The 16,806-nt window shown below is 63.7% G+C and carries 17 protein-coding genes; 1 reads left to right on the forward strand and 16 read right to left on the reverse strand.

From position 1 onward, the window contains the following. Positions 1–4 precede the first annotated feature (4 nt). The 16 genes from GPJ75_RS16925 to GPJ75_RS17000 all read right to left on the reverse strand — a co-directional run bounded on the left by GPJ75_RS16925 (position 5) and on the right by GPJ75_RS17000 (position 15,925). Positions 5–247 (reverse strand): YMGG-like glycine zipper-containing protein, encoded by a 243-nt coding sequence (locus GPJ75_RS16925; protein ID WP_163269506.1) that lies wholly within the window; start codon positions 245–247, stop codon positions 5–7. Between the two features lie 299 nt (positions 248–546). After that, positions 547–756: a hypothetical protein gene (locus GPJ75_RS16930; protein WP_163269338.1), complete on the reverse strand. Its 210-nt coding sequence runs from the start codon at positions 754–756 to the stop codon at positions 547–549. Between the two features lie 163 nt (positions 757–919). Then, a complete protein-coding gene (gene minE, locus GPJ75_RS16935) occupies positions 920–1,183 on the reverse strand; it encodes a cell division topological specificity factor MinE (protein ID WP_163269507.1) in 264 nt (87 codons plus the stop codon). Beyond that, positions 1,180–1,995: a septum site-determining protein MinD gene (gene minD, locus GPJ75_RS16940; RefSeq protein WP_163269508.1), complete on the reverse strand. Its 816-nt coding sequence runs from the start codon at positions 1,993–1,995 to the stop codon at positions 1,180–1,182. The genes minE and minD overlap by 4 nt, the downstream gene beginning before the upstream one ends. A gap of 34 nt (positions 1,996–2,029) precedes the next feature. After that, positions 2,030–2,764, reverse strand: a complete 735-nt coding sequence (gene minC / locus GPJ75_RS16945) for a septum site-determining protein MinC (protein WP_163269509.1) — start codon at positions 2,762–2,764, stop codon at positions 2,030–2,032. A 362-nt stretch (positions 2,765–3,126) separates the two neighbouring features. Further along, positions 3,127–3,531: a substrate-binding domain-containing protein gene (locus GPJ75_RS16950; protein WP_281354818.1), complete on the reverse strand. Its 405-nt coding sequence runs from the start codon at positions 3,529–3,531 to the stop codon at positions 3,127–3,129. A 106-nt stretch (positions 3,532–3,637) separates the two neighbouring features. Then, positions 3,638–4,438, reverse strand: coding sequence for a siderophore-iron reductase FhuF (gene fhuF, locus GPJ75_RS16955; RefSeq protein WP_163269511.1), 801 nt, complete (start codon positions 4,436–4,438; stop codon positions 3,638–3,640). Next, the gene (gene fhuB, locus GPJ75_RS16960) at positions 4,435–6,417 is read right to left on the reverse strand and encodes a Fe(3+)-hydroxamate ABC transporter permease FhuB (RefSeq protein ID WP_163269512.1); all 1,983 of its coding nucleotides are present in this window, start codon (positions 6,415–6,417) and stop codon (positions 4,435–4,437) included. The genes fhuF and fhuB overlap by 4 nt, the downstream gene beginning before the upstream one ends. Next, the gene (locus GPJ75_RS16965; RefSeq protein ID WP_163269513.1) at positions 6,407–7,294 is read right to left on the reverse strand and encodes an ABC transporter substrate-binding protein; all 888 of its coding nucleotides are present in this window, start codon (positions 7,292–7,294) and stop codon (positions 6,407–6,409) included. Before GPJ75_RS16965 ends, fhuB begins: the two co-directional genes overlap by 11 nt. Beyond that, on the reverse strand, positions 7,294–8,127 hold the full coding sequence (locus tag GPJ75_RS16970; RefSeq protein WP_163269514.1) for an ABC transporter ATP-binding protein: 834 nt from the start codon (positions 8,125–8,127) through the stop codon (positions 7,294–7,296). Before GPJ75_RS16970 ends, GPJ75_RS16965 begins: the two co-directional genes overlap by 1 nt. 3 nt (positions 8,128–8,130) lie before the next feature. Beyond that, on the reverse strand, positions 8,131–10,320 hold the full coding sequence (locus GPJ75_RS16975) for a TonB-dependent siderophore receptor (RefSeq protein WP_163269515.1): 2,190 nt from the start codon (positions 10,318–10,320) through the stop codon (positions 8,131–8,133). Between the two features lie 466 nt (positions 10,321–10,786). Continuing rightward, positions 10,787–11,785, reverse strand: a complete 999-nt coding sequence (locus tag GPJ75_RS16980; RefSeq protein ID WP_163269516.1) for an isopenicillin N synthase family dioxygenase — start codon at positions 11,783–11,785, stop codon at positions 10,787–10,789. Positions 11,786–11,959: 174 nt separating this feature from the next. Beyond that, complete coding sequence (locus GPJ75_RS16985; protein WP_163269517.1) at positions 11,960–13,354, reverse strand: amidohydrolase family protein; 1,395 nt, start codon at positions 13,352–13,354, stop codon at positions 11,960–11,962. Further along, on the reverse strand, positions 13,351–14,196 hold the full coding sequence (locus GPJ75_RS16990) for an ABC transporter permease (RefSeq protein ID WP_163269518.1): 846 nt from the start codon (positions 14,194–14,196) through the stop codon (positions 13,351–13,353). The genes GPJ75_RS16985 and GPJ75_RS16990 overlap by 4 nt, the downstream gene beginning before the upstream one ends. After that, positions 14,147–14,923, reverse strand: coding sequence for an ABC transporter ATP-binding protein (locus GPJ75_RS16995; RefSeq protein ID WP_163269519.1), 777 nt, complete (start codon positions 14,921–14,923; stop codon positions 14,147–14,149). Before GPJ75_RS16995 ends, GPJ75_RS16990 begins: the two co-directional genes overlap by 50 nt. 3 nt (positions 14,924–14,926) lie before the next feature. Then, positions 14,927–15,925: an ABC transporter substrate-binding protein gene (locus tag GPJ75_RS17000; RefSeq protein ID WP_163269520.1), complete on the reverse strand. Its 999-nt coding sequence runs from the start codon at positions 15,923–15,925 to the stop codon at positions 14,927–14,929. Positions 15,926–16,305: 380 nt separating this feature from the next. Here GPJ75_RS17000 and GPJ75_RS17005 point away from each other — a divergent pair, with 380 nt between their 5' ends. Continuing rightward, positions 16,306–16,803, forward strand: coding sequence for a nucleoside deaminase (locus GPJ75_RS17005; protein WP_163269521.1), 498 nt, complete (start codon positions 16,306–16,308; stop codon positions 16,801–16,803). Positions 16,804–16,806: the final 3 nt, after the last annotated feature.

The following is a 16,806-nucleotide window of genomic DNA, read 5'->3' on the forward strand; positions in this document are numbered from 1 at the left end:
ACATTCAACACCGAGCCGTGTAGAGGCGGCCGTTGCGGTCGCGATACTGACAATAGCCGTTTCTAAGGTTTCTAACGAGCAGGCCGCCCAGCGCGCCGGCTCCGGCACCTACGAGCGCGCCTTCGGTATCGCCTGCTATACCGCCGATGATTGCGCCTGCGGCAGCCCCCACACCAACATCCCGCTCTGTTGTCGTACAGCCGACCAGTACCAATGCCGCGCTTGCGGCGAAGAGTGCCATGCGCATTGTCTGGGTCCCTTTCTCGCGCGAAGTTTCCCCTTGGAATATTGGCCTCGCCGTCAGAAAGGCAACGTCGCTCAGTCCGTACAGCAGTTCCCAGGAAAGTACTCCGTTAGGGGGCATAAGCTGGACCGCAACAAGGTAAGGTCCGGTCGCAGATCATCAAGAACAATGACAACGAATTTGGGATGTGTCACGGCGATCGAGCTCTCGCTGGACCTTGCCGTCTGCGCGAAAGCCAATCTAGCCGCCTATGCCAACGTTTCCGTGCTTCAGGGGTGCTACTAAGGAGCAGGTAAGTTGCCTCAAGCCCTGCCCGTGTGCACCTGCTCCGCCTTGCTGCCGGCCTGTCCGGCGAACCGCGGCGTAGCGCCCGCAGCTTCCTCGCAGAGTTCCACATGCCTCGCCAGTGCTTGGTTTGACAAGACCGCGCTGATGGTGGTGATGTCACGCCCCTGATATCTGGGCATCTGCTGGACTTCCTTCAGCCTTTCCAGAAGTGCGAGTCGGGTCACGATATCCCTCCTTTGCTGATCGGGGAGTGGTCATTCAGAGCATCGGACCGAACTGAAGGCCCGCGTACCCAAAAACGAAGCCGGTTTCGGATCGCCACGCTCATTCAAAGCGTTAGACCGACGTCCGCACAGGGACATACGGCGTTCCAACGAGCGGCGGCTGTCAGGCCGCCTTCTTGCCCGCCTCGAACGGGATCTCGATGTCGACTGCCAGCGTCGTGACCTGAGCGCCGCGCTCCATCTTGACGCTGACCTTCTCGTCATCGATCTGCATATGCTTGGAGATGACACGCAGGATTTCGTCGCGCAGCTTGGTTACGAGATCCGAATCGCCCGCCGAAGCACGCTCATGGGCGAGCAGCACTTGCAAGCGCTCACGCGCGGCCGGGGCCGATTGGGGGCGAGAGAAGAGGCGAAAGAAGTTCATGCCGCTTTCCTCCCGAAGATCTTGCCGAAGAAGCCTCGCTTTTCCCCCGGGATGGCGACCGGCAGGTTCTCGCCTTTGAGCCTGCGTGCGGCATCGAAATAGGCGATCGCCGGCGCGCTGTGGCCATCCGCCAGTGTGACGGGTGAGCCCACATTGGATGCGCGCAACACGTCCATGCTTTCCGGTACGATACCGAGCAGCGGGATCGACAGGATTTCGAGAACATCGTCCACGTTCAGCATGTCGCCGCGCTCGGCGCGAGCCGGGTCGTAGCGCGTGAGAAGCAGATGCTTCTCCATGCACTCGCCGTTCTCGGCCTTGAGCGTCTTGGAATCGAGCAGGCCGATGATGCGGTCGGAATCGCGCACCGAGGAGACTTCCGGATTCGTCACGACGATGGCCACGTCCGCATGGCGCATAGCAAGCGTCGCGCCGCGCTCGATGCCCGCCGGGCTGTCGCAGATGACCCAGTCGAAGGCCCTCTTCAGGGCGGTAATGACCTTCTCGACACCCTCCGGTGTGAGATTGTCCTTGTCGCGTGTCTGCGAAGCCGGCAGCAGGTAGAGCGTCTCCAACCGCTTGTCGCGGATCAGCGCCTGAGTCAGCTTGGCTTCGCCCTGGATCACGTTGACGAGATCGTAGACCACCCGTCTTTCAGCGCCCATGACGAGGTCGAGATTGCGCAGACCGACGTCGAAATCCACGACCACGACCTTCTCGCCATTTTGTGCAAGGGCGGCGCCCAGTGCGGCGGAAGACGTCGTCTTGCCGACCCCACCCTTGCCCGATGTAACCACGATTACCTTGCCCATTGACCTCTCCTCTTTGTACGGACACGCCCTCGGCTCAGCCGAGTGTTCCCAATTTGATCGTTTCGCCTTCGAGCCATATCTGGACGGCCTTCCCGCGCAGATCGGGCTCCATTTCCTCGGCCGTCTTATAGAAACCGTCGATGGCGATCAGCTCCGCTTCGAGCTTGCGGCAGAAGATGCGTGCCGAGGCACCGCCTGTCGTGCCAGCCATCGCTCTTCCCCGCAGCGTGCCGTAGATGTGGATCGATCCGCCGGCGACGACTTCCGCGCCCGATGCCACCGAACCGACGACCGTCACGTCCCCTTCGGGCACGAAGAGCGACTGCCCCGAGCGCACGGGCCGTGTGACGATGATCGAAGGCGTGGCTTTGGTCGGCAGCGGGTCGGAAGGCACGACGCTCTCGGCAGCATCGACTTCATCATCCTGCTCCGCGATTGGCGCTTCGAAGTCTGAGGCCGGGCGCCCGTCGGTCATCGCGGGCGGCAGGTCGGAACAGAGCAACGATGGGCGCGCGCCTTCGATGCCCATGATCCGCACACTGCGGGTGCCGAGCTGATCGACGAGTTTGCGAAGTTGCGAACGGTCGATGTCCAGTCCTTCGACATCGAGCACTACGGGTCGGCGCAGGAAAAATCCAGCGGAACGGGCAGCGAGATCGTCGAGCCGCGCCAGCCAGTCATCGAAGGGCGGCTCCGGGGTCAGTGCGAGCGCAAGAAAGGATCGCCCCTTCAGGCGGATCGGCCGGGGTTGGGTTAACACGTCGGTCATCTTCGTAAATTTTTCGTTGCCACGGTGGTATCGAGGAAATGGTTAACAACTGGTAAATCTCTGAAGCGTTTCGAAGGGAACGCGATCCCTTGGAAATTCAATAATCTGGGGGAAATGCATTTTTCATCAATTGGTTATGCGGAAATGGAAGCTGAAATCAAAAGTTACCGCGACTGAGATCGAGGCGTAATCAAGCCGCCCGCGAAGCCACCTTCCTCGGTTGGACTGCAGTGGACGACTTTACAGACGCCCGAGGTGCTGGCGCTAAGCCCGAAAGCTGCGGTGAAAGCACCGGCTCCTCATAAGAAGTCTAGGGATGTTCAGTACGTGATCGCCTCGGGGAGTTACTGATCTAAAGTGGTCTACGCACTCTCACGTATGACAAGCTCTGGCTCGATCAGTCTAACATCGGGAGCGTGTCCGGATTCGCGGCTTCCGATATGCTTCAGGATCCGGTCGACGCCGATCCGGCTGATCTCGTCCGCGGCATAGTTGACGGCCGTCAGCGGCAGCGTGCCGTACCGGGAAATTTCCGTGTTGTCGTAGCCGACGATTGCCAAATCGCCGGGTACGGCCACGCTGTTTTCCCGGCACCAGTGGAGCGCGCCGACGGCGAGCGAGTCGGTCGAGGCGAACAACGCGGTGGGAGGCGGACTGCTTTTCATGATCCGCGCCATCGCAGCAAAGCCATGCGCCGGTGCGTGACCCTCGCGCGTCGATCTGCCCGAAACCGGGACGCAGCGCGGCAAGCAGTTTTTCTCAGGCATCCGTGGTCGGATGCAGTCTGATGCCCTGTGTCGCGGGGGCTTTTTAGGACGAAAACGGGGTCCTTATTCCAGGAAAAATCACAGGCATCTTCGACGGAGCTGCCATCTACAGTGCTTTCGCTGCGCGTTGCCTCTCCCGCGCCAGACGTTCCTCAGGAACGGGGCAGAGTACGCCGCAACCACCGACGCCGGGCAGCATGTAACGCAGGCAGCACAGGCGTCGCCGCCGGTGGATGTGTCCCTGGCTTTCGACGTTGCACAGAAGTCCGGACAGTGGGTTGACGCTGCCATCGGCAAGGTGCGGCTCATCGAGCAGCACCCGCCCTTCCGCCTCTAGGCGCCCGTCCACGTGCCGGCCGGCTTCTTCGACCGCCCACGAGAGATAGGAGGCGACGTTGCTCCACAGAAGTTTCGGGCTCAGCCCTGCGTGCCCCTGTAGGAAGTCGATGAGAACTTGTGCATGGCCCCGTATCACCGGGCACATGCGGTCGTGGATGCCGGTGGTTCCGCCGGCGCGTGGCGTATCGGACATAATGAAGCTTTTCGGCGTGCCCTTCGCCACATCGAAGACGATGCGTGTCTCATCGAGCGCAAGAGGCGGGCGCATCCCCAGCACCAGCGCGAAGACGGTCGCCGGTATGACCAGGGTGCTGAAATAATAAAGGCTCCACATCGAGATGACTGCGCGCCGGTCAGCGTCGGGATAGGCGGCTGCAAAAGGCGCGAGGATCCCGTCGAAGCACCTGGCATCGGTCAGATCCATTCCCGTCATGGAGATGGTCCCGGCGGGCTGCTGCGAAAAGATGCGTTCGCTGCAATACGAGAACTTGTCCCTAGTGTGCGCCGGCAGGGCTGCAAACAGCGGGTCATGGACCTGCCGATGATATACGGAAGACGTGCCGCTCATTCCGTCCGCCTCGCAAGCAGCCACATGAGCGGGGGGCTGGCCAGCAGCGTGGCGATGAGCCCCGCCGGCAACTGCCAAGGAAAGTCGATCGTGCGCCCCAGCCAGTCGGCCGCAAGCATCATCATCGCCGCGAGGACCGCCGCCGCCAGAAGCTGCGGGCGCGCATGGACGAAGCCCATCTGCCGCGCAAGATGCGGAGCCATCAAGCCGACAAAGGTAAGCGGACCGACCAGCAAGGTCGCCGCCGCCGTCATGGCTGCCGCAAGCACGAGCAGGACGATGCGGCTTGCCTGGAGATGCAACCCCAGGCTCTGCGCGGCCTCCGCACCGAGAGGGAGGATGTCGAGCCAGCGCGCGACAAACGGCGTGACGAAGAGGAAAAAGACGGCGGCAGCCGACGCAAGCACCGCTTCCTGCGGCAGTACGTCGTAGGTGGAACCCGACATCCAGGCGAGAAGCCGCAGCATGCGTGGGTCGCCCGTCGCCATCAGCACGGCAAAAAGGGTGGAGAGAAAAGCTGTGAGAGCGACACCGACGAGCAGAAACTGCGAAGGGCTGCGCCGGGCACCGCTGGAGAGCCAAAGGATAAGCACCAGAGAGAGCCCGGCTCCAAGAACAGCGAACAGCGTCTGCGATACAAAGCCAGCCTCCGCAGTAACAAAGAGTGCAGCGACAAGGCCGAGACCGGCACCCGACGTGATGCCGAGGACTTCCGGGCTAGCCATAGGATTGCCCGTGTAGCGCTGCAGGATAACGCCGGCGAGCGCCAGCATGGCGCCGGCGGAGGTGGAGCCGAGAACACGCGGCCAGCGCCATGGCAGAAGCTCGTTCCAGAGCAGCCCCCTGGCAAGCTCCCACCCGCCGTCAGGCGTGCGGCCAAGGGAAAGCGCGAGCCAGGCCATAAGGCCGAAGGCCGTCAGCATAAGTGCGATTCGCACCGACGATCCGGCAATCGCTCGGCGGCCGGGAGCACGGCTTGCCGTCGGAGGAATGCCCCGCGCCTTGAAGTCCCGAAGGAGCCACAAGAGCACCGGCGCCCCGAGGAAGGCGGTAACAGCACCCGTCGGCAGGAAGACGCCGATGCGATCCGAGAGGAGTTGCACAACGAGATCCGTCACCGTCAGGAGCAGCGCGCCGGCAATGGGCGCCCATACGAGCCTCTCCCAAAAGCGTCTCGCGCCAGCAGCACGCACGAAGGCGGGTGCAGCCAGCCCCACGAACCCAATGACGCCGAGATGGGCTGCCACGACCGCCGTCAGCGCAACGGCGACGGCAAGCGCGGCAAGGCGCGTGAGAAGGAGATTGACGCCGAGCGCGCCAGCGACCGTATCGACATCGAGCATGGCGAGCGGGCGCAGCATGAGGACTGCGCAGAAACAGGCGAGAAGCAGGCGCGGCCACAGCACGCCCGCTATATGCCAGTCATATTGGGTCAGCGCGCCGCTGCCCCACAGGAACAGCCCTTCGAGATAGCGCTCGTTGTGCAAAACGAGCGCGGCACTCGCAGCCGAAAGGGTAAGCCCGACCACCAGCCCTGCAAGCACGACGGAGAAAGGCTCCAGCCCGCGCCGCCAGGAGAGCGCCAGCACGATGCCTGCGGCCGCCGCTCCGCCGGCGACCGCGGCCAAATCACGCCCCGCCTCGATGAGCGAGGGTGCCCACAGCAATGCCAGCGACAGCGCAAACTGGGCGCCGGCCGATATGCCGAGTGTGGAGGGCGATGCCAGGGGATTGCGCAAGACCTGCTGCAGCAGCGCACCGGCAAGCCCCAGCGCCGCGCCCGCCTGCAGGCTGACGGCAAGCCGTGGCAGTACACTGTAGTGCACCCGCATCTCGCTTGCCGAGGAAGGATCTGGCGCGACAAGCGCTTCCCAATAACCGCCCGAGGAGAGGTAACCTGCCACGACGGTCGCCAGCAGGCCGCCTAAAAGCATGAACAGAAGCAGTGAAATCGATGCCAGGCGAAACCTAGGCTGCATCGCGTTCTCCGAACTCGGCCAAAAGGTTGGCGAAGCGGCTCATGGCCGGCAAGGCGCCGAACATGAGGACAGAGGGAAAGCGATCGATCCGCCCGCTGCGCACGAAGGGCATTTGCTGCCACAGCGGGCTACGCCCGAGACTTTCGAGAACGTCCGGCGGCACCGGGTCCAAGTAGAAAAGATGACTGTTCTCGACGCCCGCCAGTTGCTCCACGCCGATGGTTGCGAAACCCCAGCCATTGGTGGGGCGATCCCACGCATTGGTGAGCCCCATCCGGTCCATTACGTCCTGAAAGATGCCGTTCCGGCCATAGACGCGGACATGATAAGGATCCATGAAGCTGACGAAGAAGAGGCGGCGGTCGCGGAGCGCGCCGCCGCGCGCCGCCGCGGTTTTGAAGGTTTCGTGCGTGCGTTCGATCAGCGTGTCGGCCGCCGCGTCCTTGCCCAGCAATTGGCTGATCTCCCGCGTCGCCTTGACGATCTCGGGAAAGGGCGAAGAGCCAGTGTTGTGGACGGCAAAGCTCTTTACCGGCGCGATGCGTTCCAGATGTGGCCGAAGAGCCTCCAGATAGGGGGAAGAGAAGATGATATCCGGCGAAAGGCTCTGCAGTACCTCGAAATTCACCTCGTTCATGGAGCCGAGATTGACCGTCTCAGGCGGCAGGCGCGGCTCCACCACCCAGACATCCCAATCGGGCGTGCTGGGAACGGCAACGGGGGGCACGCCCATCTCGATCATGGTGGAGGCCACGGCGTAGTCGAGGGAGACAACTCGCGGGACGGCGGCGGCCGAAACATGCGGCAGCCAGGCGGACGCGGCGGCGGTGAGAAAAGTGCGCCGCGACAGCCCGCTATGAAGGCCGCGAAGCTTCATCAGCGAGCAAAGCCCAACGGAGCGCCGCTGTCGGGATGCGTGACCACGCGCATGGGGAGGCCGTAAACCTCCTCCAGCACTTGCGGCGTCATCAGTTCGGCGGGGGCGCAGTCCTGGATGACACGGCCGCCCCTGAGGGCGACAATGCGGTCGCAGAAGCGTGCGGCGATGTTTACATCATGCAGGACGACGACAACGGCCATGCCGCGCTCGCGCGCGCACGAATGTACGAGCTCCATCACACTGACCTGGTGAACGAGGTCCAGAGCCGCGATCGGCTCGTCGAGAAGCATGCATTCCGGCTGCTGGGCTATCAGCATGGCCAGCCATGCCCGCTGCCGCTCGCCGCCCGAAAGCGTATCGACCAGCCGGTCGGCGAAGGGCTCGATACCTGTCGCTGCAATGGCCTTGTCGCAGGCCCGTTGATGCTCCGCCGAAAAGCGCCCCAGCGCTCCGTGCCAGGGATAGCGGCCGAGTGCCACCAACTCGGCCACCGTCAGGCTCTCTGCCGCCGGCAGCGCCTGGGGAAGCCAGGCCACCTGGCAGGCATATTCCCGCGCGCCGAAATCGGAAAGCGCCTGTCCGCCGTAGAGGATCGTCCCCTCGTCCGCCTTGATCTGCCTTGCCAGGAGCTTCAGGAGCGTTGTCTTGCCCGAGCCGTTGTGCCCGATGAGACCGCACAGTTCTCCAGGGCGGAAAGACAGACCCTCAATGTCGAGAAGCGTGCGCCCCTCGGCGCGGACCACCGCCCTTTCGACAGCGAAGCCGGGGGACGGCGGCCGCTCGTCGGTCCCGGCCTTGCTGCGCTCGAAAAGTGCTGCGGCCGCTGTCATCGTCTACCACCTGTATTTCAGCGATCCGACCACGCTGCGCCCTTGCCCCAGATAGCAATAGCCCTCGTTGCAGACCGCCGGTCGCTCGTCCGTCAGGTTGGTCGCGGAGACGGAGAGCGAGAGCCCGTCCCACTCGGGCCGCCCCTTGCCGAAATCATAGGCGACTGACGTGTCGAGATAGGTGACGGCCTCGTTCTTCGAGGTGTTGGCGCTGCTGGTGAAGGTCTCGCTCAGATAGCGCACGCCGGCACCGAGCGAGAGGCCGGCAAGCGGCGTGTTCTCGTCGAAGGTATAGTAGCCCCACAGGGATGCGACATGCTCCGGGGTGACGGCGGGGCGGTTGCCCACGAGGCTGGTGTCGGCAGCGCCCGTGATCTCGGCATCGTTATAGGTGTAGGCGGCAACCACGTCGAAGCCCGCGGCCAGCGAGGCGCGCGCCTCGATCTCCACGCCCTTCGTCGTCACCTCGCCGACCGGAGCGTAAATGAACAGGCCGTTCTCGATGCCTACGAACTCCGGCCTGTCGGTTTCGGTGATGTGATAGAAGGCAGCGGCGATAGAGAAAGGCGATCCCTCCGGCTGGTATTTCACGCCGACCTCGAACTGCCTTGCCGTCTGCGGATCGAGCACTGTTCCGTTAGCGCCTTTCTCCGTGACCGGCAGAAAGGAGGTTGCGAAGCTCGCATAGGGGGAGAACCCGTTGTCGAAGCGGTAGAGGGCACCGACCTGCCCGGAAAACGCGCTGTTCGTTTCATTGACGGTCACGGCTCCGGTCATGTGGTTTCTATTCTTCTGCTTCACCCAGTCGTGGCGCCCGCCCAGGGTGAAGCGCCAGCGGCCAGCCTCGATCTGGTCCTGCGCGTAAAGGCCGATCTGGCGCATGTCGGCGGCGCTGTGGAGGACGAGCGTCTGAGGCGTCGGCCCGCTGATGCCTGACACCGGGTCACGGATGTCGAGGTCGTAGTCCGGGTTGAGGCCATCGGTGCGGTAGCTGAACTCCGACCCCACATCGGTGAAATCGAGGCCGGCCAGCACATTATGCATCAGGCCTCCGAGTTCGAATGCCCTCGACAAGCGGTTGTCCGTCTGGAAGACGTTCATCCGGTCGGCGATGGCATGGGCGCCGCGGCGATAGATATTGGGGTCGACGGCGTCCCATGCCCCGGAGAGATATCGGGCGTCGAGGTCCAGATAGGAGTAGCGGACGTGCTGGTTGAAGGTCACGTCATTGTCGAAGGTGTGCTCGAACTCGTAGCCCACCTGGTACTGCTCCACTTTCTGGTGGTCGTATTCGGGATCGCTCGCCCGTATGTCGAGCGCCACGCCGTTGCGGTTTAGCGCCGCGGCCGAGGCTGACGTCTTGTCCTTCTGGCCAAGTGCATAGACGGTCAGAGACGTGGTGTCGTCCGGCCGCCATGTCAGCGAAGGCATCAGCATCAGGCGGTCGTCATGCATGTCGAAATTGGTGTCCGCATCGCGCGCCACGCCGACAATCCGGTAGAGGAGCGTGCGGTCCTTGTTGAGCGCGCCGCCGACGTCGAAGGCGGCTTGATAGCGGTCGACCGTTCCGTATTGCAGCTCGACCTCACGGTGGTCCCCGCCCGTCGGCCGCTTGGAAATCTTGTTGACGAGCCCGCCGGGGGTGCCGCCGCCATAGAGTGTCGAGGCCGGCCCCTTCAGGATCTCCATGCGCTCGAGGCTGTAAGGCTCGGTGCGGAAGGTGCCGTAGTTCATGTAAGGCTGGCGCAAACCGTCGCGGTAGTCGCCGAGCGTCGTGAGGTTAAAGCCGCGGATATAGATCTGGTCGAAACGGGGATCGAAGCCGAAGCTGCCCGTGGTGACGCCCGCCGAATAGCGCACCGCCTGGATGATGTCCTGGACCCCTCGCTCCTCCATCTCCTTTCGCGTCACGACCGAGACCGAGCGCGGCGTCTCGGCAAGCGGCGTTTCCGTCTTGGTGGCCGATCTGGCTTCCTTGGGAGCGACGGTGTCGTTGTCTTCGTCCTCCGCTTCACCCGTCTGGCCGCGCACTTCCAGCCGCTCCAGGCGCGTCGTGCGCTCCTCGGGAGTCTGCGCCGCCGCCGGCATGGCCTGTACGCCGAGGGCAACCGTGGAAAGCGCGCTCGCTGTCAGCAGGAATGCCGCTCTCGCGGAAATTTGGAAGTGTGGCCCGCTCCTGTCAGCAATCGCCATAGATGCCCCCATTGCGTGGAAAAGAGCGGGGGCTGGATCATTCCGTCTGGCTGCCGCGCTGCAACCAACTATAAAGCTTCTGAAATTTGTCAAGTTTTTTCGATTACAGTTCGCAGCGCATCACACGAGCCATCCGGGCAAAGCCCTGATCATCGCCGTGCTGTCGAAAGCGCCTGCGCGACATCCGCCCATGTGAGCCCCATATCTTCGAGGCCGGCAGAAAAACGGATCGTCCGCGGACGCCTTCATTCCACCAGGCGAACAGGATGGAGGTGCTTGTTAATTCTCGGCCGGACCGCTCAGGAAGGGCCAATGAGCAGAGGATGCGACCGGGAGCGATCGCGGCCAAAGCGCTGGCGGACGGTCGCCGCGATCAGGCCTGATACGCCTGTGCCAAGATTGAATGCAGTGCGGGTTTTCTGCCGCCGAAGGCCGCTGGTCTGGCGGCCTTCGGCGTCACTACCGTTCAATGCTTAGCGAAGTTTGCAGCAATGCGCTGCTGCAGGTATTCGTGCGCGGTGATCGGGTCGTAGCGTTTCTCCGGCCCCTGGATGATAGCGTCCTTGTTGGCCTGGCAGAAGAAGGCCATGGAATAGCGCGAGCCTTTGCTCTCATGCTGCTTGGGCATGCGGACGCGGTGCAAGGTGGAGAGCAGCTTGTCGTCGCTCCAGCGCATCAGCATGTCGCCGATGTTGCAGGTGACGACGCCGGGGGCGGGCTCGACGTCGGTCCATTCGAGCTCACCGGCTTCTTTGCCGGGGCAAAGCTGCAGCCCTCCCTGGCCGGGGCGCTGGTGGAGCAGGGTGAGGCAGTCGAAATCGGTGTGCGCGCCTGCCCGCCACATCTTGAAATCGTCGGGCTTGGCGTTCTCCATGCCGAGATAGTGCAGGAGGCGGAGCGTGCTCTGGTATTCCGGCGACTGCGGGTCATGACAGTCGGTGAAGAAGTCCGGCGCGAAGCCGAGTTTCAGGCGGAAGCAGTCGAGCACCTTCATGCCGAGCGCCCAGTTCGCCCGCTCGAAGGCGAGCATCACCGCCTTGAAACCGGAAAGCTCTGCACCACTCGGCCAGAGCGCGCCCATGCGCGGCAGGGTGATCTGGTAGGATTCCTTGTGGTCGGCGGTGCCCGTAGATGGGCGCACCTGCGCCTTGTATTCCCAGCCGGCATTGGTGCCGCCGGCGAGCGGATATTTTTCCTTCACTTCCGCCGGCAGGGCGAAGAAGCGTTCGGACATTTCGAAGGCGTCGTCGACCTGCGCCTGCGGGATGCCGTGATTGACGAGCTGGAAGAAACCGATCTCCGTTGCCGCCGTCCAGAGCGCGTCTGCGATCTCCAGCTTGCGGGCTTCGTAGTCGCTCATGTCGATCTTCGGCACATGGCGCGGTTTTTCGCGCCCTTCGCCGCCGAAGGTGGTTTCCTTGTTCAGCTCGGCAAGGCCGTAGTCGGCTTTTGCTGTGGTCTGCATGACAACTCCGTTTGTTGAAGCGCGGCCCACGCCGCAAGTTTCCAAAAGGAGCAATGACCGGCGCCTCTCTGCTTTGCCGCATTTTGCGCGACGCCGGGTGCTTGCCACCTGGCTGCAGAATGCTCTGGGCGTTGACTGCTTCTACTCCCGAACTGTCGCGGGACGGGCGCTCCCTCACATACTTGCCCGGAGCCTCCTTTCCTCCCGCGGTGCTGTGATGCGCGCCACGACGCGGGCCGCATCGGCGGCGAGCTCATCCATGTCGAGCCAGGGCAGGCGGCCGTTCTCCACGATCTGGCGCCCAGCGACGAAGCTTGCGCGGACATGCGCCTGCCCGCCGGAGACGATGAGGCCGAGCGCGCGGTCGTGCTGGCCGAGATAGCGCGGGGCGCTCAGGTCGAAGATGGCGATATCGGCCTGCTTGCCTGGCTCTAAGGTGCCGATCGTCTCGAAGCCGAGCGCGCGGGCTCCGCCGGCGGTCGCCCAGTGGAGGATGGTCTCGGCGTCTGCGGCGCCGACACCCTTATGCGCACGGTGCAGCGAGAAGGCGGCGTAGAGCGCGGAGACCATGTCGGCCGCTTCGTTTGCCGCAGCACCATCGACGGCGAGCGAGACAGTACCGCCAAGTCCGTGGAGCCGGTCGGCGGGCGCGATGCCCGATCCAAGGCGTGCATTGGCCTGCGGACAGTGGGCCATGGCCGTGCCGGTGTCGGCGAGGAGGCACAGTTCGTCCTCATCGCTTTCCACCAGATGCGCGAACCAGACATCCGGGCCAAGCCAGTCATGCTCGGCCAGCCAGTGGACCGGACGCTTGCCGTGGTGAGCCAGCGTGTGATCCACATAGTCCATGTTCTCGGATAAGTGCGAATGGAGCCTGAGGCCCATGGCGCGGGCAGCCGCGGCGACCTCCTTCAGCTCCGGCTCGTTGAGCGAGAAGGTCGGCGTGGTGGGGGCAAAGGCGACGCGCCGCATGGATGCGGGGGAGGGGTCGTGCCATCGCTTTGCCGCAGCTTCGACGGACGCGATCATCCGGTCGAGCGGCTCGACGGGAAGCTGTGCCGTCTGGTCGGCATCGAAGGACCGCCCCTTGGTGGCGCCGCCCCGTGCCAGCAAGAAGCGCACGCCGAAGCGTTCGGCAGCCTCAAACAGCACATTGACGGGATCGAAGTCGTAACGGTCGGAGAAGAAGTAGTGGTGGTCGGCGACGGTTGTGGCGCCCGAAAGCGCAAGTTCGGCAAGGCCGATCGTGGCAGACACGCGCAGCGCCTCTTCGTCGATGCGATCCCAAAAGGTGTAAGGCACTAGCCGGAGCCACGCCGCCAGCGCCTCGTTCATGCCGGCAGGCACGGCCTTGAGCACGCTCTGGAAAAGGTGGTGGTGGGTGTTGACGAGGCCGGGAGTGACCACCGCGCCTGAGGCATCGACAACGCGCTCACCGGGACGCGCGGCAAGGCTTCCGATCTCCGCGATCATGCCGCCACGCACGCGGATGTCGCCTTCGGCACGTGCCGCCGCGCCCGATCGGCCGGTCAGGATGCCGAGCGCGCCTTTGATGAGGAAGTCGGTCATGTCCGCTCCTTCGGCAGGCTCCAGGGAAACCAGATGCGCTGGGCCAGCGTGACGATCTGGAACAGGATGAGCGACAGAAGGACGAGGACCACGAGCCCCGCCCAAGCCTGCTGCACCTGGAACATGGAAGTGGAAAATTGGATGAAGTACCCGATGCCCTTTTCGGCGGCGACAAACTCGGCGACGACGGCCCCGATGACGGCAAGCGTCACCGATATCCTGAGCGCGGAGAAGATATAGGGCACGGCATAAGGAAAGCGGATCTGCGTGATCTCGCGGATGACCGGCGCGCGCAGGCTGCGCGACAGTTCGATCAGTTCGGGAGGCGTGGCCATCAACCCTGTCGTCGTGGAGACCACCAGCGGGAAAAAGGTGATGAGACAGGTGATGACGACGCGCGGCAGGTCGCCGGAGCCGAGAGCCACGATGATGATCGGCGCCACCGCTACCACCGGAGTCGATTGGACCACCACCAGGATAGGGTAGATCGCCCGCGACATGATCTCCGACCGGGCGAGCAGGACCGCGATCGGCAGGGCGATGGCAATGGAAGCAATGTAGCCGATCAGGGCCACGCGGAGCGTCGCCCAGACATGGTCGACCCAGCGCGTGACGGCGATGCTGTCGAAGCCGCCGAGGATGCGGCTCGGCGCCGGCAGGACGAAAGTCGGGATTTCGAAGAGCCGGCAGGAAGCCTCCCACACGAGAAGGAGGAGGATGAAAGTGGTGGCCGGAAGCAGGCCGGGCGCGTGGAGCGCCCGCCTTGCGGCCAGCCGCCAGGTGAGCTCCACCTCACGCTGCGCGCTTGAGGAGGAGGCTTCGGAGGTGTCCGACATAGTCATGCATCATCTTTTCATTGCTCGTATCGATGCCCCGCGGGCGGTCGATCTCTATCGCCAAGTCCTCGATCACCCGGCCCGGGCGCTCGCTCATCACCAGCACGCGATCGGCCAGAAGCACCGCCTCGCTGATCGAATGGGTAATGAAGAGCACGGTCTTGGGCTGCGCCTCCCAGATACGAAGCAACTCGAAGCCCATGTCTTCGCGCGTCAGCGCGTCGAGGGCGGAGAAGGGCTCGTCCATGAGCAGGATGTCGGGATTCATAAGCAGCGCCCGGCCGATGCCGACGCGCTGCTGCATGCCGCCCGAAAGCTCCGCCGGAAGGCGCTCCTCGAAGCCCGCGAGCCCAACCTTGGCAAGGAGAGCGCGGGCGCGCTCCCGGTCCTGTGCGCCCACGCGGCCCATCTTATGGCGGAGTGGGAAGACGATGTTGTCCTCCACATTCGCCCAGGGAAGCAGCGTCGGCTTCTGGAAGACGATGCCGATGTCGTCGCGCGGTTCCGTCACCTTGAGGCCGAACACCTCCACAGCGCCACGCGTTGGCCGGAGGAGCCCGGCCACGAGCCTGAGCAGCGTGGACTTGCCACAGCCCGAAGGGCCGAGCACCGCCACGAATTCGTGCCGGGCGATGCTCGTCTCCACTCCGCACAGGGCTTCAAGAGTGCCGGCACCGGTTGCGAACACCTGCCCCACGCCGGAAAAACGGATGGCCGCGACACCACTCGCCATCGATCAGTTCTCCGGCAGGAAGCTGCGGTCGACCGCCGTCTCGGGATCGAGCGCAGCCGGATCGAAGCCCTGAGCCTGGGCCACGCGCTCCCATGTAGCCTTGAGCCGTTCCGGCTCGATGGTGCCCAGCCCGTCCTTCTCCGTCACTTCGTTGAAGATGAGGACGAGCGTATCCCGGAGCGAGCCCTGCACATTCTCTACCTGCAACTCGGGCACCATGGCAGCGACGGCCTCGGCGGCTTCCGCAGGATTTTCCCTCGAGAACTCGACCGATTTCCTGAAAGCGGCGATGAAGCGCTTTGCGACCTCAGGCCGTTCTTCGAGAAATTTGTCGGAAGCCACCAGCGACGCGGAATAAAGGTCGAGGCCCGCCGCCGACCAGGGGAGCACGACGAGTTCCTTGCCGGCCTGGCTCGCCTGCCCCTGGTAGCGCGAGAGATCCGTCAGCCAGGCGATGATAACGTCGCTGGCCCCGGTCATCAGCATGGGGCCCAGTGCGCCTGGATCGGCTTTGGTGAGCGTGATGTCGCTCTCCGACAGGCCGAGATCCTTAAGCACCAGCGGCAGGTAGACGTTGGATTCGGTGAAGGGCGAGGTGGCGACGGTTTTGCCCTTGACGTTCGCTATCTCTTCCATCCCATTGCCAGCGAGCGTGTAGAAGGCGTGCGGGCCCTTGTTGAAGATCGACATGACGGCGGTCACGGGCACGTCCTCGGTTGCCTTCGCCGCCATGACCGCTCCCAGCCCCGCCGAGCCGATGTCAGAATTGCCGGTGGCGAGTTTAGTGATGGCTTCCGACGAGCCCCGCCCGGATTCGATCGTCACGTCCAGGCCGGCGTCGGCGCAGAACCCCTTTTGGATGCAGACATAGATCGGCGCCTTGTCGCCGCCGGGCAGCCAGTCGAGCTGATAAACCACTTTGTCGGCGGCTTCGGCGGTTGCGACCGCCGCACCCGTCGCCACCACCACGCCCAACAGGCTCGATGCTACTTTCCTTATCATTCTTGTGTTCCCTCTAAACAGGCCAGGGACATCGCAACCCGCCGGTCCTTTCGGACCGGCGGGCTGACGACCATCTTGGGAGGATGTTCGTGAGTAGGGCTTCGGCATTGGCGCCTCCTGAAGAAGATCCTTTGTGCCGAGCAATGTCCCGGGCCTTGTTGCCCTGACCGCTTCTACTCTTCATTTGTTATGCAGGAAGCGTGCCATTTGCCCGAAGCTTTGAAATTCCGGGCTTTTGCCGCAAACCTGACCATGGCACGCCTTGCAAAAGCGCAAGGGATCATCTCTCTCTGCCTACAAAATATGCATTGTCGCGGCTTGCCTAATTTTTGCGCGGAGCCGATAGTCATCAGCCAGCAGCGATCTCCACGAGGTACGAGATGACCATGAACCATGAAGACGATCTCGCGCTCCTCCGCCGCACGATCGAACTCGCCGAGGCATCCCGGGCGCGTGGCGACCATCCCTTCGGTGCGCTGTTGGCGGATACGGAGGGCAACGTTCTCCTGGAAGCGATGAACACCTGCGGAACAGTCGGAGACCGCACCGGCCACGCGGAGCGCAATCTCATGACCGAGGCTTCGCGGAAATACGGGTCCGAATTCTTGGCCGAATGCACCATGTATGCGAGTGCCGAACCCTGCGCCATGTGTGCTGGCTCTGCCTATTGGGCGGGCGTGGGCCGCGTGGTGCACGGGTTGAGCGAAAAGGCGTTGAAGGCGTTGATCGGGCCGGACCCGGAGAACCTGACGATGGATCTGCCCTGCCGGGAGGTCTTCGCCGCCGGTCAGCGAAAGGTTGAGGTGGTCGGGCCGCTGCTCGAAGAGGAGACGGCGCACGTGCATGAGGGATTTTGGAAAACTTCCGGTGAATACTAGGGC

Source organism: Chelativorans alearensis, assembly GCF_010993735.1.
Lineage (GTDB): Bacteria > Pseudomonadota > Alphaproteobacteria > Rhizobiales > Rhizobiaceae > Chelativorans > Chelativorans alearense.